Genomic DNA, 17,931 nt, shown 5'->3' with positions numbered 1-17,931 from the left:
TCATTGCCGACCGCCAGCGCAAATAAAAAGCCCCGAGCAATTCGGGGCTTTTTATTTTAAATGGGGAAAATGCATATTCCTGCCTGCGAACGCAACCACTTTTAAAGCAACATCACACTCGCGCCAATAAACGGCGTGCACGCTCGGACATTTCAGCGTTATCAACCTTGGCCAGCAATTGCAATTTTTCTCTAGCCTTATCGGTACCAATCTCGTGTAAAGCATAAATGCATTTCACACCCAGAGCATGCTCGGAAGCGATATACGGATAGCAGGTCAGCGCCGTCTTGAATAAATAGTCGACCGCCCCAGGGTATCTGAAAACCTTCAATTCCCTTGCAATATTCTCGTGACTGATGTGCCAGTCTTCAACGAGTAAACGGCATAACACATCCGCACAATCCTGAGTGAAACCGAACACCGCACCGAATATCAGCAAGCATTCCACACTGTCAGCGTCTTTCATCTCAAGCGCGGTTTCCAGTTCAGCACGCAGGTAATCTTCGGGAATATCCCCACCCTTAAATAGAGACTCAAGAAAACAATCTTTTGAGATCCGATGCGACACCAGATCAATCATCAAGTCCTGCTGTTGTTGATTCATAGCCCGCCTCCGAAAAAACTGCTCTGATCGCCAGATTTCTATTCATATTCAGGAAAATCAGGGGTGATTTCACAAACAACACCCGCTGACACAAGAATATTTCTAGCCTGTAAGGCCTCCTGCGCCTGACCGCTGAATACCAGAGCGTCGCCTTGCTGGAGTGTAAGCCTGGAAATCAAATAATTTTGACCTGTCACCTCGGAGACAGCCTTTACCTCGGCCTGATTCCGATAGTCGCCGCGACAGCGAACCTCATACCTGCACCTATCCAGCTGGATGCCGGGCATATTCGTTGTCACTACCGACCAGTCACAACGATCGCATCGTGTTCCCTGGGTGCTACCTTCTTTGAAGGCGATCAAATTGCCTCCACACTGCTCGCACTTCACTCCATAGGATTCATTCATTAGGGGTTACCACAGTCAATAATCCGAAGATTCGCCTTCTGCAGATCCGCGGCGGCTATGCACCGCTCATCGGCTTGAAGTCATCAATGGCGTGTGTTTTGCGTCAGTCTTTACTGATCGGCTTCCTGCAAATCAACTCCACCAAAACGTTGCACACGTCGCTTTTTCTATCAAGACGCCCACTGGGTTTTTTCAGGAAACTCGCCACTCACGAAAAAACGAGCCAATTTCATGCCGACTCTATCTGACCATTGACCTTTCGCATCCAATGGACACTCCTTTAGAACAGCAATAGTTCCCTTTATTTTATCCAGCCTTATCAAACCCACCTCCACCCCCGGCCAAATGTATACTCAACATACTCCTCAGTCTCTGCAGTTCTATCCATCTCTATATAAAATGCCATATCGATTACTCGCCTTAACACCTGAAAAATAAATAGGCCCAAAACAAAATTAACACCCCCACTTAACTCTATCCCAAACAAGCTTTATATTTCAGCAAAACCGAACGACAGGAAAGAACAGAGTCGTCTACGTCATGTAAAACACAAGGCCAAGCTTTGGCAAATCTCAAAAAAACCTTCAAGTACATTAATTTGGCATGCTCAGTATGATCAAGATTAATCTCCACCATTACCTGCGGCACGTCCCCCAAGACATCCTGCCATTCTTGACGATCGTCGGCATCAGAAAATTCTTCAATTACATCCTTTGAATGCAGAGCCAACCAAATATCTGAATCACCCTCACTGATGCTGCCCCGATGAGGTATGCCAGAACTTACATACCCACCACTGGACAAAATGACTTGTTTAAAGTCTTCTACGGTCAATTGCGCTGATGAAAAAATCGTTGCCGACAAGGACATGATTACTCCCTCCCAAAAAACAAATCAGTCCCACTTTCTATCCTTCTTGCTAACAATGCCTGATCCATCCCACCTCCTGACTGTGTTATCCACGATTTACGTCTGTATCAAGACAGATTGTGTGGGGTAAGAAAAAATACGCGGTCAACCAGCAAGTCGTCATGGCGGCAGCGAAAAGCACGATCAGCCCCAAGGCATAATCAGGATAACTGGCCCCGTCGACATCTCGCACGACAGCAACAATAAACGGCGCCACCCAAAGCGTGGCAATGCCTGCACCTGCGAGAGAAATCATCGTGCAGTTGCGCCGTGTTCTTTCGATTTTCATCCATGCAATCAGCGTCGCAAAAAGCAGAAACGGCACGAGATACACCAATAGCGCCAAAAATGGAGCGAGGAGCGGCATCACCATCAACTCCGGCCCGACCTCGCCGATCAGCCGTGGATTCATGGCCAGATGCGCAATCGCTGCAATCGTCTTGACGATCCCGGCGATAAAGCCTGGGACCATTGGGCACAAAAGAAACGCCCAGAACACTTTCAGGCGCGGGTAACGCGATTTATTCACAGGAAAAACCTCCGTCCATGGACACGCGGGGCGCGGGTCACTTGATCATGCCTACCTTTCGCTTTTCCTGATAGATGAGCAGAACAGCGCCCAAGCATTCAACCCTGCCGAAAACAGAACCTCGCCGACAGCGCAGCACCTGCATGCAAGTGGCCGCGTTCGATTGCGCGGATAGTGAATCCTGCTTTCAAAGTCCCTCCCGAACGTCCACTCAAGCAAGGAGTTTCCATGAGCACATTCACTACCGATGACGGCACCGCGATCTATTTCAAGGACTGGGGCAGCGGCAAGCCCGTGCTGTTCAGCCATGGCTGGCCGCTGGATGCCGACATGTGGGAATACCAGATGGAGTATCTGAGCAGTCGCGGCTACCGCACGATTGCCTTTGACCGCCGTGGTTTCGGCCGCTCCGATCAACCGTGGAACGGTTACGACTACGACACCTTCGCCGATGACATCGCGCAACTGATCCAGCACCTCGACCTGCGCGACGTGACGCTGGTCGGCTTCTCCATGGGTGGCGGCGACGTCAGCCGCTACATCGCGCGTCATGGCACCGAACAGGTTGCCGGTCTGGTGCTGCTGGGCGCGGTGACACCGCTGTTCGGCAAGAAGGCCGACTACCCGCAAGGCGTCGACACCTCGGTGTTCGACGGGATCAAGACCGGCCTGCTCAAGGATCGTGCGCAGTTCATCGCTGATTTCGCCGCGCCGTTCTACGGCACCAATCAGGGCCAGAAAGTCTCCGACGGCGTGCTCACGCAAACCCTCAACGTCGCCCTGCTGGCTTCGCTGAAAGGCACCGTGGATTGCGTCACTGCGTTCTCCGAAACCGACTTCCGCCCGGACATGGCGAAGATCGATGTGCCGACCCTGGTGATCCACGGCGACGGCGATCAGATCGTGCCGTTCGAAACCACCGGCAAGCAGGCCGCCGCGCTGATCAAGGGCGCCGAGCTGAAAGTCTACGCCGGCGCACCGCACGGTTTTGCGGTGACGCACACCGAAGCGCTGAACGAAGACCTGCTGGCCTTCCTCAACCGCTGAAAACGCTGCGCTGACCGGGCGCAATCCCGGTCAGCGCACGTTGCGATACAGCATCAGCCGCGCACTCTCGTGCAGCCCCCGCGTCAACTCAACCAGACGCTGGAACTCCTGCGGATTTTGCTCGGCGACGTTATCCAGCGGCGTCTTCGATGCGAGGTCATGCAGCGTCGGTGAACTGCCGTCATGCTGCATCTGCAGCAGGAAATCCTGCGTCACCCCGCCAATCAACGGGAACGTCCCTTCGCGCAACACCAGCGGCACCACACGCTCACCTTCCGGCGCCGGTTGCTGGACATCGCGGCCCATCGCACCGTTACGGAACGGCACGCCGGCCATCCCCGCCACCGTCGGCAACAGGTCCGCCAGCCCCACCGCTTCGTCGATGACCTTGGGTGCGAGCAGCCCCGGCGCGTAAATCAGCATCGGCACGTGATTGCTTTCCAGGCCCAGTTGTTCGAACGCCGGCGGCATGTGCGGGATCTGGCTGATGCGTGTGTTGTGGTCGCCGAAGAACACAAAAATCGTGTTGTCGTAATAGCCGCCGGCCTTGGCCAGTTCCATCAACTTGCCGATGTTGAAATCCAGCAAGCGCACCGCGTTGTACTGCTCGACGCTGCGCGAACCGGCGGCCTGCACCTGTTCCAGTGACAGGTTGCTGATCTGAAAGCCGTCATTGTCCTTGGGGATGGTGAACGGCCGATGGTTGCCCGAGGTTTGCACGTAGGCGAAGAACGGTCGGTCCTTCGGCAAGTCGCGCAGGATGCGGTCGCTCTCCTTGAACAGATCCAGATCGGAAATCCCCCACACGTCCACCAGCGGCGAACGCCAGTCACTTTCCTGATACAGGCGCACGCCGTCGATGCTCTGTTGAATGAGCGCATTGATATTGGCCCAGCCGGCATTGCCGCCGATCATGTAGAGCTTCTGGTAATCGGTGAAGGCATTGATCAACGTGTGCTGACGGGTGATCAGCGGATGACGGGTGGCGGTCTCGCGGCGCGTCACGTCGGGAACGCCGGTGATGCTCGCCCACACGGTTTTCGCGGTACCGGTGACCGGCACATAGAAGTGCTTGAAGAACCAGCTGCGGGCCGCCAGTTGGTCGAGGTTCGGCGTCGGGTTCAGCGGATTGCCGTAGGCGCCGACGGCGCTGGTGCCCAGTGATTCGAGCATGACGAACATCACGTTCGGCGTGCCCTTCACCTGATACGGCTGCACGCCTTGCTGGCGTTCGAACGTCAGGCTTTGCGCATTCGGCTGGTCCACGCCCAGATACCGCGCCACCACCGGGTAATGCTCGCGCACCTGCGCCTCATCGAACTGCGCCTGCCCGGCCTTGAGCGTGTCATAGAGGAACAGCACCGGGTTCAGGCCCACGGCGGCGATCTGCCCGTTGCCGGAAAAAAACGCATCGCTCCAGCGCAGCGGCACCGGGTTTTCCAGGTTGAGATTTTCCACCCGGCCGAGCAACGCCAGCAGCACCGCGACCACGCCGAAACCTGTACCCAGTGCCAGCGAGGTACGCCGGATGACCTTGGGCTCACGGGCCAGGGTCAGACGTTCCAGTGTTACAAATCCGTAGAACCACAGGCCCAGCGTCGCCAACCAGCCGAGGCCGATCCACAGCACCGGATAGGTTTCCCAGACCATCTGCTGCGAGATCTGCGCATCCTCCAGATAACGCAGCACCGTGGCGTTGATCCGCACACCGAGGTAGGCGTAGTGGCCAAAATCGATGATGTACAGCAGGCCCACCGCACCGAGCGCCAGCAACCAGTAAACCCGCACCAGCACGCGCAACCCGGGCAGCCGCGTGAGGTTCCAGCGCGGCAGCCAGGCCAGCAGCGCCAGCGGCAATATCAGCAACACCGCGAGGCGCAGATCGAAGCGCAAGCCGATGCTCAGGGTTTCACGCAGCGCCGGGTTATCGATGAACTCGCTGGGCGCGATCCCGGAAAACCCCAGCACAAACACCAGCCTGAGCACGGCAAACAACAAGAACGCCAAACCTGCCGCACCCACGCCGTAGCGCAGGCGTCGCGATTGCAACCAGCCCATCATTGACCTCTGTGTCGTTGGTTCAGATAGAAGATGTCGGGACCGCCGGGGCCGGTCGCAGCAGACGGCAGACCTCGCGCAGGCACAGCGTCGCCCCCGCCACCAGGCAGTAACCCACCAGCAGCGGGTCGATCAGGTAATCCCAGTAGTTTTCCGAGGCCTTGAGCCGCAGCGCAAAGGCCAGCGTACCCAGCGCGAGCATCGACACCGCCAGCGTGTTGCGCAGCCACAACAGCCCCAGGGTCAGCAGCCCCATACAGAGGATCAGCGGCCGGGGGTTGAAGCCCCAACGGTAGGGATCGACATACGTCAGGCCCATCGTCGCCGGGTACAACAGCGCGGCCAGTGCGATGAACAGCACCCACACTTGAACCCGCGCCGACAGCGTTTGCTTCCTGACCACGCCGAGCCGGACCAGGCTGGCCCAGCCAAGCAACACCAGCGTGGTGATCGCCAGATCGTCGGTGAAACTGCGCACGTAGGCCGCCAAAGGCAGATCGTTGAGCGGAATGAAACTCACCGCCGCCAGCACCGGCAGCAGCCATGGACGCCAGCGTTGCGTGCAGTGCAGCGAACCCAGCAGGACAAAACCGAGCAGGATGAAGGTCAAATGGGCTTGCCAGAGAAACAGCATCACAGACGCTCCGCCAGCCACGCTTCATTGAAGCTGACATGTTTGATGAAGGTGTTATTCCACGAATAGACCAGGTGATATAGGCCGTCGCTGCCGCGACTGAAGTACGGGTATTCATACTCGAAATCACAGCCCTGCGGCTTGCACACCCGGTAGTCCAGATTACTCAGGAAGCGCTGCTCCAGCGGCAGGCGCCGGGCACCGCTGGAGGCGCGAAAGCCTTCGCCGATGATCGCCTTGTAGGCGTCGGGGGCGAATGGTTGGCCGAGCGGATCGGGCGACTGATCGAGTTCGATCACGTTGCGCCAGTTGTTCAGGTTGGCATCGGTGCCATACAGGCTGAGCTTGAAGCGCCCGTCCTGCAGATCGTTCAGTGCCACCAGCAAGCCGTTGTCGTCGGTGCCGACTGCCGCCAGCGACGAATTGGGGTTGGCCGGTTCCAGCGGATACGGCTCGCTCCAGGTCTGCCCGGCGTCCTCGGTGCGGCTGGCCAGCACCCGATGATGGGTCTCGCCGGCATAACGCAGCATGGCCACGGCACGTCGCCCGTCCAGTGGCACAATGGTCGGCTGCAACGAATGCTTGCCACGGCTGATGCGGAATTTGTCGATCACCGCCCCGTCCGCGCTCAGGTATAGATACTCGGCGAATTTGCCCATGAACTCGTGGTACACCGGCAGGCCGATCGAGCCATCGGCATGGAACACCGGCGCCGCGCGCACCAGCGTGCTGATGTTGAAAAACGGCGAAGTGACCAACTGCCGTGGCGCCGTCCAGTTGCGTCCGAAATCATCCGAGACCATCACGTTGATCGCGCTGGTGGCCCAGCCGCCCACGGACACCGAGACATAGAACATCCACAGGCGCTGATCCGGCGCGAGGGCGATCACCGGGTTGCCCAGTTTGCGGATGTAGCGGCGGGTGCCATCGCGGGTCGATTCGCGGGTGGCGAGCACCTGCTCGGCGCCCCACTCCGCAGTGTCGGCGTCGTAGCGCGCAGTGCGAATCTGCACGTCGGCCGCGCCCTCGCGGGAACCGGCAAACCACACCGCCATCAGGTCGCCGCCCGGCAGCGCGGTGACCGACGACGAGTGCACGAAATCATTCAGTTTTGATGAGACGAAGCGGCTGCTGTACACCGGTTCCGGAGCCTGCAACGACGCATCAACCGGCGGCGTCGCCACGGCAAACGGCGCCAGCACATGGGCCGGATGACTGCGCCAGGCGCTCCAGAAAATCAGGCACACGGCCAGTCCGCCAAGGGTCAGTTTCAAGCGATAGGACAACGCACGCATAGTGGACTCACGGCAAGAACAGGAGGGAGGGCAATCGGCAACACATCCCTGTCAGCGCGTCGGGTCGTCCGGCAAGCGGCGACGGCGTCCGGTGAGCATCGACAACGGCAAGTTGTCGCGAACCAGAAAACTCTCGAACAACGCAGCGGCGATGTGCAGACCCACCAGCACCAACAAGGCGTCGGTAGCCGTTTCGTGCACCTGCAACGGCCAGTCGGCACCCCACAAGGCGTCGACCTCTTCCATGGCCCAGCCGCTCAAACCGGCAATCAACATCGCCAGCAACATCAGAAGCATCACTAGCGCGCCAATCGGCGAATGCCCGAGGCGATGCTCGGGCCGTCCGGCAATCAGTGATCGCGCATGGGCGATCAGCCGCGTCGGTGTCGGCCAGAAATCCGCCCAGCGCGCACTGCGCGGCCCGACGAATCCCCACACCACGCGCACCAGCAGCCAGGCCATGGCGTAATAGCCGAGCCAGACATGCCAGTCGTCACCGGCTTCATTGAAGAAGTAGTTGGCGACGAAGACGCCCGCGATGGACAGATGAAACAGCCGCACCACGGGGTCCCACAGGCGCAGGGACGCGCTCGGCATCAGCCCTTGATCTCGGTTTTCACCGCTTTGCCGCTGACCGGGTCGTGGTAGATCTCGACCTTGCGCTTGTCTTTGTCGAAGCCGTAGATCTCGTAGCAGTTGCCGTCGGTAACCTTGAACTTGCTGATCTCGTAGCCCTGGGCCTTGAGCTGCTCCTGAAAGGCTTTCTGGTCTTGCCATTGCGAACGTTCGGCGGTGGTGCATTGCGGGCCGGCGACGGCCAACGGGCTGGCAACGATCAGGGACAACAGCAGAAGTTTGCGCATGGAAAACACTCTCGCTCGATGAGGAAGGCCTCACTGTGCAAAAGCAACCTTAGTGAAAGCTTAGTTGGCAACGAGTCGTTACATCTTTCCCGTCGGGTGAACTGCCACAGCCCCTCGCACAGCGGCATGATGCCGCCGGTCACCCGCCCTGTTTCCTCAAGAGACTCCGTTATGCGCCTATTGCTGGTCGAAGATGATCGCGCCCTCGGTCAAGGCATTCGTGTTGCCCTCGGCAGCGAAGGCTACACCCTCGACTGGTTGCAGGACGGGGTCAGCGCCTTGCATGCCCTGCGCAGCGAAAGCTTCGATCTGCTGCTGCTCGACCTCGGCCTGCCGCGCCTCGATGGCCTGGCCCTGCTGCAACGCCTGCGCGGCGAACAACAGGATCTGCCGGTGCTGATCCTCACCGCACGCGACGGCACCGCCGAACGCATCGCCGGGCTGGACGCGGGGGCCGACGACTACCTGATCAAACCGTTCGACGTCGATGAATTGAAAGCCCGCATCCGCGCCTTGCTGCGCCGCAGCCAGGGCCGTGCGCAACCGGTGCTGGAGCATGCCGGGGTGTGTCTCGACCCGGTCACGCAACAAGTCAGCTGGCACGGCAACGACGTGGTGGTCACCCCCATGGAATATCAACTGCTGCACCAACTGCTGGCCCGTCCCGGCAAGGTCGTCACCCGCGAGCGCCTGTCCCGGGCGCTGTATGGCTGGCAGGAACGGGTCGAGAGCAACACCCTCGAAGTGCTGATCCACAACCTGCGCAAGAAGCTTTCGACCGAGTTGATCCGCACCGTGCGCGGTGTCGGTTATGTGCTGGAGCTCAAGCCATGATTTCCATTCGTGCGCGAATTCTTGTGCCGGTGCTGATCCTGGTATTGATCGGCGACGTCCTGATCAGTTGGCTGGTGCTGCGCGACAGCCACCACGAAATCGAAGAAGTCTACGATGCCCAACTGGCGCAAAGCGCCCGTCTGCTGCAAGGCGTGCTGGCCCAGCGCGCGCCGGGCGACAACGACTGGACCCGGCTCTATCAGGCGTTCGATGCAGCCATGAGCCGGGTCGGCGACGGCGAGGCCGCGCACCCTTACGAAACCCGCCTGACCTTTCAGGTCTGGCGCAGCGACGGCCAGTTGCTGGTGCGCTCGGCCGAAGCACCGGAGCTCGCCGCACCGCCGACCACTCTCGGCTCGCATGACCTGATGGAAAATGGCCGCGACTGGTGCGCGTTCCTGCTCAAGGACCCGCAACAGGGGTTGTTGATCTGGGTCGGCGAACGCGACGATATCCGCCAGGACCTGATCGAGCGCATCGTCGGCCACACCCTGTGGCCGAGCCTGATCGGCGTACCGCTGCTGGCCGCGCTGATCTGGCTGACCATCGGCTGGGGCCTGCAGCCGTTGCGCGCGATGGCGCGGAGCATTCGCGGACGTGACACCGAAACCCTGAAACCGCTGCACCTCAGCCCACTGCCGCATGATCTGGAGCCGATGCAAACCGCGCTCAATCGTCTGTTGCGGCAGATCGACAACCTGCTGGCCCGGGAACGCCGCTTCATCGCCGATGCGGCCCATGAACTGCGCACGCCGCTGGCGATCCTGCGGATCCACGCGCAAAACGCGCAACTGGCCGCGACCCCGCAACAGCGCGAAGAAGCCCTGGAGTTTCTGGTCAGCGCAGTGGATCGGGCGACGCGCATCGCCAGTCAGTTGCTGACCATGGCGCGTATCGAACCGCGCCTGGCGCATCCCGAAACCAGCGCCGTGGACCTGACCGAACTGGTCCGCGAAGAACTCGCCGAACTGGCGCCGCTGGCCCTGGAAAAAGACGTCGAACTGATCCTCGACAGCGACCACCACTGCCCAGTCGAAACCGACCCGGTGGCCCTCGCCATCGCCCTGCAAAACCTGGTGACCAATGCGCTGAACTTCGCCCCGCCCGGCAGCGAGGTGCGGGTTCAGGTGCAACCGCAGGCCGGCGGCGCGGTGTACATCAGCGTCGAAGACGCCGGCCCCGGGATCAACGAATTGGAGTACGCGCGGTTGTTCGAGCGTTTCTACAGCCACGGCCACGGCAATGGCGCCGGGCTGGGGCTGGCGATCGTGCAGATGATCGTCAGCAAGATCGACAGCACGCTGCAGCTGTACAACCGGCCGCAGGGTGGATTGTGCGCGCAGTTGCGGATCAACGAGGCCCCCTTGGCTTAGCGCTGCTCTCTCAGGTCAGATTGAAACGCTGCGTGAAGATTCGCTGTGGCGAGGGAGCTTGCTGCCGCTGGACTGCGCAGCAGGCCTACTGCTGTTCGGCAAAGAAAGGGCCGCTGCGCGACCCGGCGGGAGCAAGCTCCCTCGCCACAGATATCTGCTGTTTTTCGATGGCCTCGGTGCTTTTGACAAAATTTTCATGTTGGCCCCAATAAGATCCGCAGCCTCGTTGGGGAGTAGCCTGTTTCCGAGTTCCTCGGAAGCGTTCGTATCAACATTCTCGGCAACATGCCGTGGTGCGAACACCTTTTGGTTGGTGAGACCGACGACACATCCATGCCTAAAGTCGGGCGTGTGGTTGTGTCGTTGACTCATAGCCCGACTGGAAGTGTGCCCCCGTGAATCCTGTTTCCCTCATATTCCTCGCCCTGGCCATGTCCACGGACGCGTTCGCCGCGGCCATCGGCAAAGGCTCCAGCCTGCACAAACCGCGTCTGACCGAAGCCCTGCGCACCGGTCTGATTTTCGGCGTGATCGAAGCCATCACCCCGATCATCGGCTGGCTGATCGGCCAGGCCGCCACCCGCTGGGTCGCCGAATGGGACCACTGGATCGCCTTCACCCTGCTGGTCATCCTCGGCCTGCACATGATCTACAACGGCCTCAAACACGAAGACGAGGAAGAGGAAAAACCCGGTCAACATTCGTTCCTGATTCTCGCGGTCACCGCGTTTGCCACCAGCATCGACGCACTCGCGGTCGGCGTTGGCCTGGCGTTTGTCGACGTCAATATCTGGGTGGCGGCAGCGGCCATCGGCCTGGCGACCATGACCATGGTGACCCTCGGCGTGATGCTTGGCCGGGTGCTCGGCGCGGTCGTCGGCAAGCGCGCGGAAATTGTCGGTGGCGTGGTGTTGATGATCGTCGGCGCGACCATCCTCTACGAGCACTTGTCGGTCTGATTCAACCTGCAATCAACGCTGTCAGTGCCAACGCGTTCCCCAGCGCGGCACCACTGGCAGTGTTGTCGAAGATGCACCAGGTGGCGGCACCGTCTGCTGCCGCGACTTTCAGCTGCTGTGCCAGCGCTTGCAGATAACGCTCATCGTAGGCGCTGTGGTAGATGCGCGGCGAGCCGTGCAGTCGCCAATAACCCAGCCCCGCCCAGCCCTGCGCCGAGCCATCGGTGCTGATCCGCGATGGATCGACCACCGCCTGGGCAACCCGATACGCCTGCAACAGGGGCTGCGCGATAACCCACGATGCATGCCGTGGCTCAACCACCACGTCACCGTCGAATCGCTGGCGCAACGCGACGAAAAACGCTTCAGCGCTTATCGGCTCAAATGCCAGCGACGGCGCAAGTTGCACCAGCAAACACCCCAGTCGATCACCCAGGCCGCCGCACTGCTCCAGAAACTCATCAAGCACCTGATCACAGTTTTGCAGACGCAATTCATGGGTGATCCGCTTCGGCACCTTCACCGAAAAACGAAAGCCTGGCGGCACCGATTCCGCCCAGCGCGCATAAGTCTGACGACGATGCGGGCGATAGAACGAGCTGTTGATTTCCACACCATTGAATTGCGCCGCATAACGCTGCAGATGCGTGCCCTCGGCCGGAAACTGCGGCCAATACTCACGCCCCAGACTCCAGCCTGCGCAACCAATGAACATCAAAAAAGCACCTTCGCCGCTTCACGCATGAAAATCTCCACGGTCTTCGGACCAATCCCGTCGAAAGCCTTCAGGCGCTGTTCGAACTCGCCACGATCGGCGCTGGCCTTGACGATGTTGCCGACCTTGCTGGCGTATTCGTCATTGAGCCGCGCCGCCAGCGCCAACAGACGCGTGGCCGTGGTTTCGTCGTAACGCACGTAATGCGCCTCGCCGAGCATGCCGACCAATTGCCGATGCGTGCAGTTCGCGAGTTTGCGCGGTGTGTCGCGCTGATGCCGCTCGGCAATCACTCGATAGGCCTCGGCGGCAATGCCGGCCTGAATGCGCTTGCCCATCAGAAAACTGGCGAGCAGCCATTTGAACAACCCCTCCTCGCTTAACGGATCAAGGCTGATGTGCAGGTCGTGGGCGCTGACGGTTTTGCTCATCGGGTGATCGCTCGCGGCTTGAGGGGGCTTTTGCTTGAGGCCGATGGAGAGCGCCGGGCGCTCCTTTTTTTTGCGTGGTAACTACTCAATGGCGGCAGGCTGCGATCCTTTTAAAAGATCGCAGCCTGCAGCAGCGCCTACTCGGATTATTTTTTGCCGGGGAGGACGCTCGCCAACACTTGTTTGGCGGCTTGCACGATCACGCCCGCTTCATCCGGGTCGCCCTTGAGCAAGGTGGTGGCAAATTTTTTCGCCTGTTGGAACGTGATATGTGGCGGCAACGGCGGCACGTTGGGGTCGGTCTTGAACTCGATCAGCACAGGCACGTCCGAGGCCAGCGCCTGCTCCCAGGCGGCGGCGACGTCCTCATCGCGGTCGACGAAAATGCCTTTCAAGCCGATGGAAATGGCGAACAGGTGATACGGCACGTCGGGAATGCTCTGCGAGGCTTCGAACTTCGGATCGCCCTCCATCACTCGCTGCTCCCAGGTGACCTGGTTCAGGTCCTCGTTGTTGAACACCGCGCAGATCCACTTCGGACTCTCCCACTGGCGCCAGTATTTGGCGACCGTAATCAGCTCGGCCATGTTGTTCATCTGCATCGCGCCGTCGCCCACCAGCGCGATCACCGCACGCTCAGGATGCGCAAACTTGGCAGCAATCGCGTAGGGCACGGCAGCGCCCATCGAGGCCAGCCCACCGGACAGCGAACATTGCATGCCCCGGCGAATCTTCAGGTCACGGGCGAACCAGTTGGCGCAGGAACCCGAGTCGCTGGTGATGATCGCCTGCTCCGGCAAGCGTGGTGACAATTCATACACCACCCGCTGCGGATTGATCGGATCGGCTTTGGCCATGGCGCGTTTTTCCAGGGTTTTCTCCCAACTGCCGCGCCAGCCTTCGATCTTTTTGCGCCACTTGCGCGAGGTCTTCTGTTCGAGCAACGGCAGCAGCGCCGCAAGGGTTTCGGCGGAGTCGCCGACCAGATTGACCTCCATCGGATAACGCAGGCTGAGCATGTCCGGTTGCAGGTCGATCTGCACGCCCCGCGCCTGGCCTTCCTTGGGCAGAAATTCGGCATAGGGGAAACCCGAGCCGATCATCAGCAAGGTGTCGCACTCGTTCATCAACTTGTAGCTCGGTTCGGTGCCGAGCAGGCCGATGCTGCCGGTGACCCAAGGCAAGTCGTCTGGCAGCGCGGCCTTGCCGAGCAAGGCTTTGGCGACACCGGCACCGAGTTTTTCCGCGATGGCAATCACTTCATCCGTTGCCTGCAATGCACCCGCGCCCACCAGAATCGCGACTTTTTCGCCGCTGTTCAAAACGTCGGCGGCGCGCTGCAGATCCGCCTCGTAGGGCAGCACTTTCGGCTTGGTGTAACCGACGCCGGAATGCGCGGTGCCATGCGCCCGGGCCGGCGCCTCGTACTCAAGGTCCTGCAGGTCATTGGGCAGGATGATCGCCGTCACCCGCCGCTCGCCAACTGCCGTGCGCACGGCGCGGTCGAGCAGATGGCGCACCTGTGACGGCGCCGACGCTTGCTGCACAAAGGCGCCAGCCACATCCTTGAACATCGACACCAGGTCCAGCTCCTGCTGGTAATGGCTGCCGAGCGCGGTACGCGCCTGCTGGCCGACAATCGCCAGCACCGGTTGGTGATCCATGCGGGCGTCGTACAGCCCGGTGATCAAGTGCGAAGCCCCTGGCCCTGAGGTGGCAATGCACACGCCCAGCTCGCCGGTGAATTTGGCATGCGCCGAGGCCATGAACGCGGCCATTTCTTCATGCCGCGCCTGAACGAATTCGATCTTGCCATTGGCTCGGGCGAGCGCGCCGAACACGCCATTGATGCCGTCTCCCGGATAACCAAAAATCCGCGTGACGCCCCATTGGCTGAGCCGCTCAACCAGAAAATCTCCCACTGTCGTCGTCATCTCGTTCCTCGCCTGTCACCGATGCATGAAGCCCGCCCGGCGAGATATCCGCCGGGCGGTACAAGGGTCTGGACAGTCGAGGCGCGCGTGAAGTTTCGATTGTTTTAGCCGCTGGCCGGTTACGCCGGGCATCGGTCATTACCCGGCGCTGGATGCCGGACAAGGTTTTCCGAGGGGTGAATCAACGAGGCGGATGCACCGTCATCGACACCAGTTTGACCACGATCGGGCGCACCACGAGGATGCACAGAAACGCCACGGGCATCGCCAGTTTGTAGGCGTGCAGCGTATTACTCAGGTAGTCGTTATCAATGCCGGAATTGGCGGCGGTGATCACCAGCGACATCAGGAACGCCATGATCGTCGCCATGTACAACGCAAACACATAGGGTGTCGCCCGCGGTGTCAGCTTGCGACGCGAGGGATACAGGGCATCGGTGTTGGTTCTTTGATTCATATGGCTTTTCCATCCATTGACAGGGAGCCGGCACCTTAGCAAAGCCCCCCTGCCCCCAACTAGACGGCCCGCCACAGGTACTTTATAAAGCAGAACTTACGAATCGAACCCCCTTGGCGGAGCACGGATGAACCTGTTGGCGGCGATTGCCAGTTTTATCAAGGTGGTTGAAGCCGGCTCCATCGTCGGCGCCGCCAAGACCCTGGGCGTCAGTGCCGCCGCTGTGAGCCAGACCCTCAATCGCCTCGAAACGCACCTTGGCGTGCGCTTGTTGCAACGCACCACCCGCCGCATGGCCCTGACCGAAAACGGCGCGCTGTATTACGAAAAGGTCAAACGCATCGCGGCGGACCTGGAGGCGGCGCAAAGCTCGATCCTCAGCGGTCAAGGCGAACTGCAAGGCCGCTTGAGCATCGCCTCCACCTCCGCATTCGGCCGCCACGTGCTGGCACCGCTGATCGCCGGTTTCGCCGCGCTGCACCCGGGTCTGCTGCTGGAACTGTCGACCACCAATGGCAAGATCAATCACATCCAGGACAACATCGACCTGAGCCTGCGGATCAAGCCGCAACTGGAAGATGGGATCGTCGCGCGCCGCATCGTGTCCCTGCCCTTCATCTTCTGCGCCGCCCCCGCCTACCTCGAGCGCGCCGGCGTGCCGCAATCACCGCAAGACCTGCAGCACCACGCCTGCCTGGCGTTCCGCTATCCACTGGACGGACGTTTTCTGCGTTGGGGTTTGATCCGCGACGGCCAGCGCTACGACGCGCCGATCAACGCCACCGCCATCAGCGACGACATCGACGCGCTGGCGCAAATGGCAATCAACGGCGCGGGCATCACGCGCCTGGCCGAATTCGTCGCCGCGCCCTACCTCGAAAGCGGTCAACTGGTGCCGCTGTTTGAACATCGCCCAGGTGAAACCCACGCTTATGTCGAGCCGATGGACATCTATGCCTGCGTGCAGGAGCGAGCGGCGCTGACGCCGAAGGTCAGGGCTTTTATGGATTATCTGACGGAACACCTGAAGAAGCGCTGGCCGCTGGAACACCCGCTCAGCACAATCGCGGGTTAAGCACTGGCACGCACAATGGCACCCTGCTTGATTGGCGTGGCTGATGATCCCAGGGGTTGCGCAGTCTTGCGCCAGAGCGTTTATGCTGTTGCGTCTGATACCCGTCAGGTTCTTTTTTGGCAAGTTAAGGATGAGGCCCAATTCATGAGTAAAGCGCCCTACGTTCCGCCCAAAGTCTGGAAGCACGAAGCACCGTCCGGCGGCCAGTTCGCCAGCATCAACCGGCCGATTGCCGGGCCGACGCATGACAAGACGCTGCCCGTGGGCAAGCATCCGCTGCAGCTGTATTCGCTGGCGACGCCCAACGGCGTGAAGGTGACCATCCTCCTGGAAGAGTTGCTTGCGCTGGGGCATAGCGGTGCCGAATACGATGCATGGCTGATTCGCATCAGCGAAGGCGACCAGTTCTCCAGCGGCTTTGTCGAGATCAACCCGAACTCGAAAATTCCGGCACTGCTCGACCATAGTGCGCAGCCGCCGATTCGCGTGTTCGAGTCCGGTTCGATCCTGCTGTACCTCGCGGAGAAATTCGGCGCCTTCCTGCCAAAAGATCCGGCCGGCCGCACCGAAACCCTGAACTGGCTGTTCTGGCAGATGGGCGCGGCGCCTTATCTGGGCGGCGGGTTCGGGCACTTTTACGCGTATGCGCCGGAGAAGCTCGAATACCCGATCAACCGCTTCACCATGGAAACCAAGCGTCAGCTCGACGTGCTCGACCGACGCCTCGCTGAAAAACGCTATCTGGCCGGCGACAGCTACACCATCGCCGACATCGCGGTCTGGCCGTGGTACGGGCAACTGGTGCGCAACAACGTGTATTCGGCTGCCGAGTTCCTAGCGGCTCAGGAATACACCCACGTGCAGCGCTGGGCAGAAGAGATCGCCCAACGCCCTGCGGTGATGCGTGGCCAGCGCGTCAACCGCACCTGGGGTGACGAGGCAAGCCAGGTTGCGGAACGGCATCAGCCCAGCGATCTGGATTAAGCCCAGGGCTTAAACGGTTTGCCGGCGCATGGTCAAAATCGCCGCACCAAAACCGATGAATGTAGTGCCCACTACCCGGCTGACCCAACGCGACAACGCGGGCCGGGTCAGCACGCCCTTGGCCCGTGAAGCCAGCGCGGCATACAGGCTCAGCGACGACACCGACAACGCCATGAAGATCGACGTCAGGATCAGGAACTGCGGCAGCAGTGCCGCGCCCTGATCGATGAACTGCGGGAACAGCGCGGTGAAAAACATCGTCGCCTTGGGGTTTGTCACCGCCGTGAGAAATGCCGACTTGTACAGTTTCATTCGGGTCGGCTTGCTCTTGCTCACGTCATCGGCGATGCCGTCGGGCAGCATCGAGCCCTTCTTGAACAACTGCTTGATCCCGAGATAGAACAGATAGCCGGCACCGAGAATTTTCACCGCATTGAACAGCCACTCGGAACTCGCCAGCAACGCGCCCAACCCCAGCATGGCCGCCGCCGACAGGCAGAACAGGCCACTGGCATTGCCCAGCGACGACCAGATTGCACTGCGTTGTCCGTGCGCCAGACTGTTGTTGATCGCCATCAGCGTCGCAGGCCCGGGGCTGGCGATGGCAATCGCCGCGACGAGGGTAAAGGCCAGAATCGAGTGAGAATCCATTTTCAATGCTCGTGGGTGATGAGGTGAGGCATGGTACCGCAGCTTCACGTCACTGTGCCTGCGCGTTAATTGCAGGGATGCTGAAGGTTGATTGCACCAGACCCGAAGGAAAAAGTGCGGATCGGGTATGGCGTACGGATCTGTCCTGGACAAGGAACTTCCGTTGCCGGCG

The 17,931-nt window shown here is 60.3% G+C and carries 20 protein-coding genes and 1 riboswitch; of the genes, 6 read left to right on the top strand and 14 right to left on the bottom strand.

The window, feature by feature from the left end:
- Positions 1–112: 112 nt before the first annotated feature.
- The 4 genes from HBN98_RS22235 to HBN98_RS22220 form a co-directional block, all read right to left on the bottom strand.
- Positions 113–604: a hypothetical protein gene (locus HBN98_RS22235; RefSeq protein ID WP_064587903.1), complete on the bottom strand. Its 492-nt coding sequence runs from the start codon at positions 602–604 to the stop codon at positions 113–115.
- Positions 605–642: 38 nt separating this feature from the next.
- Positions 643–1,011, bottom strand: coding sequence for a hypothetical protein (locus HBN98_RS22230; protein WP_151101586.1), 369 nt, complete (start codon positions 1,009–1,011; stop codon positions 643–645).
- 474 nt (positions 1,012–1,485) lie between these two features.
- Positions 1,486–1,881 (bottom strand): hypothetical protein, encoded by a 396-nt coding sequence (locus HBN98_RS22225; protein WP_151101588.1) that lies wholly within the window; start codon positions 1,879–1,881, stop codon positions 1,486–1,488.
- Positions 1,882–1,966: 85 nt separating this feature from the next.
- Entirely contained in the window at positions 1,967–2,449 is a 483-nt protein-coding gene (locus HBN98_RS22220; RefSeq protein WP_083368844.1) for a hypothetical protein, read from the bottom strand.
- Positions 2,450–2,677: 228 nt separating this feature from the next.
- On the opposite strand from HBN98_RS22220, the gene HBN98_RS22215 reads away from it, so the two are divergent.
- A complete protein-coding gene (locus HBN98_RS22215; RefSeq protein ID WP_083368843.1) occupies positions 2,678–3,496 on the top strand; it encodes an alpha/beta fold hydrolase in 819 nt (272 codons plus the stop codon).
- Between the two features lie 30 nt (positions 3,497–3,526).
- Here HBN98_RS22215 and HBN98_RS22210 read toward each other — a convergent pair whose 3' ends face one another.
- Genes HBN98_RS22210 through HBN98_RS22190 form a run of 5 tightly spaced genes read right to left on the bottom strand, consistent with a single transcriptional unit; the run spans position 3,527 to position 8,346 of the window.
- Positions 3,527–5,554 carry an LTA synthase family protein gene (locus HBN98_RS22210; protein WP_083368842.1) on the bottom strand — a complete coding sequence of 676 codons (2,028 nt, stop codon included), beginning with the start codon at positions 5,552–5,554 and terminating at the stop codon, positions 3,527–3,529.
- Between the two features lie 22 nt (positions 5,555–5,576).
- On the bottom strand, positions 5,577–6,188 hold the full coding sequence (locus HBN98_RS22205) for a hypothetical protein (RefSeq protein WP_083368841.1): 612 nt from the start codon (positions 6,186–6,188) through the stop codon (positions 5,577–5,579).
- Positions 6,188–7,483 (bottom strand): sialidase family protein, encoded by a 1,296-nt coding sequence (locus HBN98_RS22200; RefSeq protein WP_083368840.1) that lies wholly within the window; start codon positions 7,481–7,483, stop codon positions 6,188–6,190. Before HBN98_RS22200 ends, HBN98_RS22205 begins: the two co-directional genes overlap by 1 nt.
- A gap of 51 nt (positions 7,484–7,534) precedes the next feature.
- The gene (locus HBN98_RS22195) at positions 7,535–8,080 is read right to left on the bottom strand and encodes a cytochrome b/b6 domain-containing protein (RefSeq protein ID WP_083368839.1); all 546 of its coding nucleotides are present in this window, start codon (positions 8,078–8,080) and stop codon (positions 7,535–7,537) included.
- On the bottom strand, positions 8,080–8,346 hold the full coding sequence (locus tag HBN98_RS22190) for a PepSY domain-containing protein (RefSeq protein WP_007960465.1): 267 nt from the start codon (positions 8,344–8,346) through the stop codon (positions 8,080–8,082). The genes HBN98_RS22195 and HBN98_RS22190 overlap by 1 nt, the downstream gene beginning before the upstream one ends.
- Before the next feature lie 171 nt (positions 8,347–8,517).
- Here HBN98_RS22190 and HBN98_RS22185 point away from each other — a divergent pair, with 171 nt between their 5' ends.
- From HBN98_RS22185 to mntP, 3 genes are all read left to right on the top strand, one after another.
- Positions 8,518–9,180 (top strand): response regulator, encoded by a 663-nt coding sequence (locus HBN98_RS22185; RefSeq protein ID WP_064587910.1) that lies wholly within the window; start codon positions 8,518–8,520, stop codon positions 9,178–9,180.
- The gene (locus HBN98_RS22180) at positions 9,177–10,553 is read left to right on the top strand and encodes an ATP-binding protein (protein ID WP_083368838.1); all 1,377 of its coding nucleotides are present in this window, start codon (positions 9,177–9,179) and stop codon (positions 10,551–10,553) included. Before HBN98_RS22185 ends, HBN98_RS22180 begins: the two co-directional genes overlap by 4 nt.
- A gap of 215 nt (positions 10,554–10,768) precedes the next feature.
- Positions 10,769–10,940, top strand: a riboswitch (yybP-ykoY riboswitch).
- Positions 10,941–10,948: 8 nt separating this feature from the next.
- Complete coding sequence (gene mntP / locus HBN98_RS22175; protein ID WP_083368837.1) at positions 10,949–11,512, top strand: manganese efflux pump MntP; 564 nt, start codon at positions 10,949–10,951, stop codon at positions 11,510–11,512.
- A gap of 1 nt (position 11,513) precedes the next feature.
- Here mntP and HBN98_RS22170 read toward each other — a convergent pair whose 3' ends face one another.
- The 4 genes from HBN98_RS22170 to HBN98_RS22155 all read right to left on the bottom strand — a co-directional run bounded on the left by HBN98_RS22170 (position 11,514) and on the right by HBN98_RS22155 (position 15,049).
- Positions 11,514–12,227, bottom strand: a complete 714-nt coding sequence (locus tag HBN98_RS22170) for a DUF72 domain-containing protein (protein ID WP_169844074.1) — start codon at positions 12,225–12,227, stop codon at positions 11,514–11,516.
- The gene (locus HBN98_RS22165) at positions 12,227–12,658 is read right to left on the bottom strand and encodes an HhH-GDP family DNA glycosylase (RefSeq protein WP_083368835.1); all 432 of its coding nucleotides are present in this window, start codon (positions 12,656–12,658) and stop codon (positions 12,227–12,229) included. The genes HBN98_RS22170 and HBN98_RS22165 overlap by 1 nt, the downstream gene beginning before the upstream one ends.
- A gap of 146 nt (positions 12,659–12,804) precedes the next feature.
- Positions 12,805–14,592 (bottom strand): thiamine pyrophosphate-requiring protein, encoded by a 1,788-nt coding sequence (locus tag HBN98_RS22160; RefSeq protein WP_083368834.1) that lies wholly within the window; start codon positions 14,590–14,592, stop codon positions 12,805–12,807.
- Between the two features lie 181 nt (positions 14,593–14,773).
- Positions 14,774–15,049, bottom strand: coding sequence for a DUF2798 domain-containing protein (locus tag HBN98_RS22155; protein ID WP_083368833.1), 276 nt, complete (start codon positions 15,047–15,049; stop codon positions 14,774–14,776).
- A gap of 127 nt (positions 15,050–15,176) precedes the next feature.
- On the opposite strand from HBN98_RS22155, the gene HBN98_RS22150 reads away from it, so the two are divergent.
- Both HBN98_RS22150 and yghU read left to right on the top strand, forming a co-directional pair.
- Positions 15,177–16,124: a LysR family transcriptional regulator gene (locus HBN98_RS22150; protein WP_083368832.1), complete on the top strand. Its 948-nt coding sequence runs from the start codon at positions 15,177–15,179 to the stop codon at positions 16,122–16,124.
- A 144-nt stretch (positions 16,125–16,268) separates the two neighbouring features.
- On the top strand, positions 16,269–17,108 hold the full coding sequence (gene yghU, locus HBN98_RS22145) for a glutathione-dependent disulfide-bond oxidoreductase (protein WP_083368831.1): 840 nt from the start codon (positions 16,269–16,271) through the stop codon (positions 17,106–17,108).
- A 9-nt stretch (positions 17,109–17,117) separates the two neighbouring features.
- On the opposite strand, the gene HBN98_RS22140 is transcribed toward yghU, so the two are convergent.
- Positions 17,118–17,759 (bottom strand): LysE family translocator, encoded by a 642-nt coding sequence (locus HBN98_RS22140; protein WP_064587918.1) that lies wholly within the window; start codon positions 17,757–17,759, stop codon positions 17,118–17,120.
- Between the last annotated feature and the right edge of the window lie 172 nt (positions 17,760–17,931).

Source organism: Pseudomonas koreensis, from assembly GCF_012986595.1.
Classification (GTDB): domain Bacteria; phylum Pseudomonadota; class Gammaproteobacteria; order Pseudomonadales; family Pseudomonadaceae; genus Aquipseudomonas; species Aquipseudomonas koreensis.
The sequence above is the reverse complement of the archived record's forward strand: the minus strand, read 5'-3'. Positions and strand labels throughout refer to the sequence as shown.

Excerpts from the sequence above, each read along its gene's own strand:
- HBN98_RS22235 (WP_064587903.1), bottom strand. The coding sequence starts at position 604 with ATGAATCAACAACAGCAGGACTTGATGATTGATCTGGTGTCGCATCGG.
- HBN98_RS22190 (WP_007960465.1), bottom strand. The coding sequence starts at position 8,346 with ATGCGCAAACTTCTGCTGTTGTCCCTGATCGTTGCCAGCCCGTTGGCC.
- HBN98_RS22165 (WP_083368835.1), bottom strand. The coding sequence starts at position 12,658 with ATGAGCAAAACCGTCAGCGCCCACGACCTGCACATCAGCCTTGATCCG.
- HBN98_RS22180 (WP_083368838.1), top strand. The coding sequence starts at position 9,177 with ATGATTTCCATTCGTGCGCGAATTCTTGTGCCGGTGCTGATCCTGGTA.
- HBN98_RS22205 (WP_083368841.1), bottom strand. The coding sequence starts at position 6,188 with ATGCTGTTTCTCTGGCAAGCCCATTTGACCTTCATCCTGCTCGGTTTT.
- HBN98_RS22185 (WP_064587910.1), top strand. The coding sequence starts at position 8,518 with ATGCGCCTATTGCTGGTCGAAGATGATCGCGCCCTCGGTCAAGGCATT.
- HBN98_RS22200 (WP_083368840.1), bottom strand. The coding sequence starts at position 7,483 with ATGCGTGCGTTGTCCTATCGCTTGAAACTGACCCTTGGCGGACTGGCC.
- HBN98_RS22160 (WP_083368834.1), bottom strand. The coding sequence starts at position 14,592 with ATGACGACGACAGTGGGAGATTTTCTGGTTGAGCGGCTCAGCCAATGG.
- yghU (WP_083368831.1), top strand. The coding sequence starts at position 16,269 with ATGAGTAAAGCGCCCTACGTTCCGCCCAAAGTCTGGAAGCACGAAGCA.
- HBN98_RS22225 (WP_151101588.1), bottom strand. The coding sequence starts at position 1,881 with ATGTCCTTGTCGGCAACGATTTTTTCATCAGCGCAATTGACCGTAGAA.
- HBN98_RS22215 (WP_083368843.1), top strand. The coding sequence starts at position 2,678 with ATGAGCACATTCACTACCGATGACGGCACCGCGATCTATTTCAAGGAC.
- HBN98_RS22155 (WP_083368833.1), bottom strand. The coding sequence starts at position 15,049 with ATGAATCAAAGAACCAACACCGATGCCCTGTATCCCTCGCGTCGCAAG.
- HBN98_RS22230 (WP_151101586.1), bottom strand. The coding sequence starts at position 1,011 with ATGAATGAATCCTATGGAGTGAAGTGCGAGCAGTGTGGAGGCAATTTG.
- HBN98_RS22150 (WP_083368832.1), top strand. The coding sequence starts at position 15,177 with ATGAACCTGTTGGCGGCGATTGCCAGTTTTATCAAGGTGGTTGAAGCC.
- HBN98_RS22170 (WP_169844074.1), bottom strand. The coding sequence starts at position 12,227 with ATGTTCATTGGTTGCGCAGGCTGGAGTCTGGGGCGTGAGTATTGGCCG.
- HBN98_RS22210 (WP_083368842.1), bottom strand. The coding sequence starts at position 5,554 with ATGGGCTGGTTGCAATCGCGACGCCTGCGCTACGGCGTGGGTGCGGCA.
- HBN98_RS22140 (WP_064587918.1), bottom strand. The coding sequence starts at position 17,759 with ATGGATTCTCACTCGATTCTGGCCTTTACCCTCGTCGCGGCGATTGCC.
- HBN98_RS22195 (WP_083368839.1), bottom strand. The coding sequence starts at position 8,080 with ATGCCGAGCGCGTCCCTGCGCCTGTGGGACCCCGTGGTGCGGCTGTTT.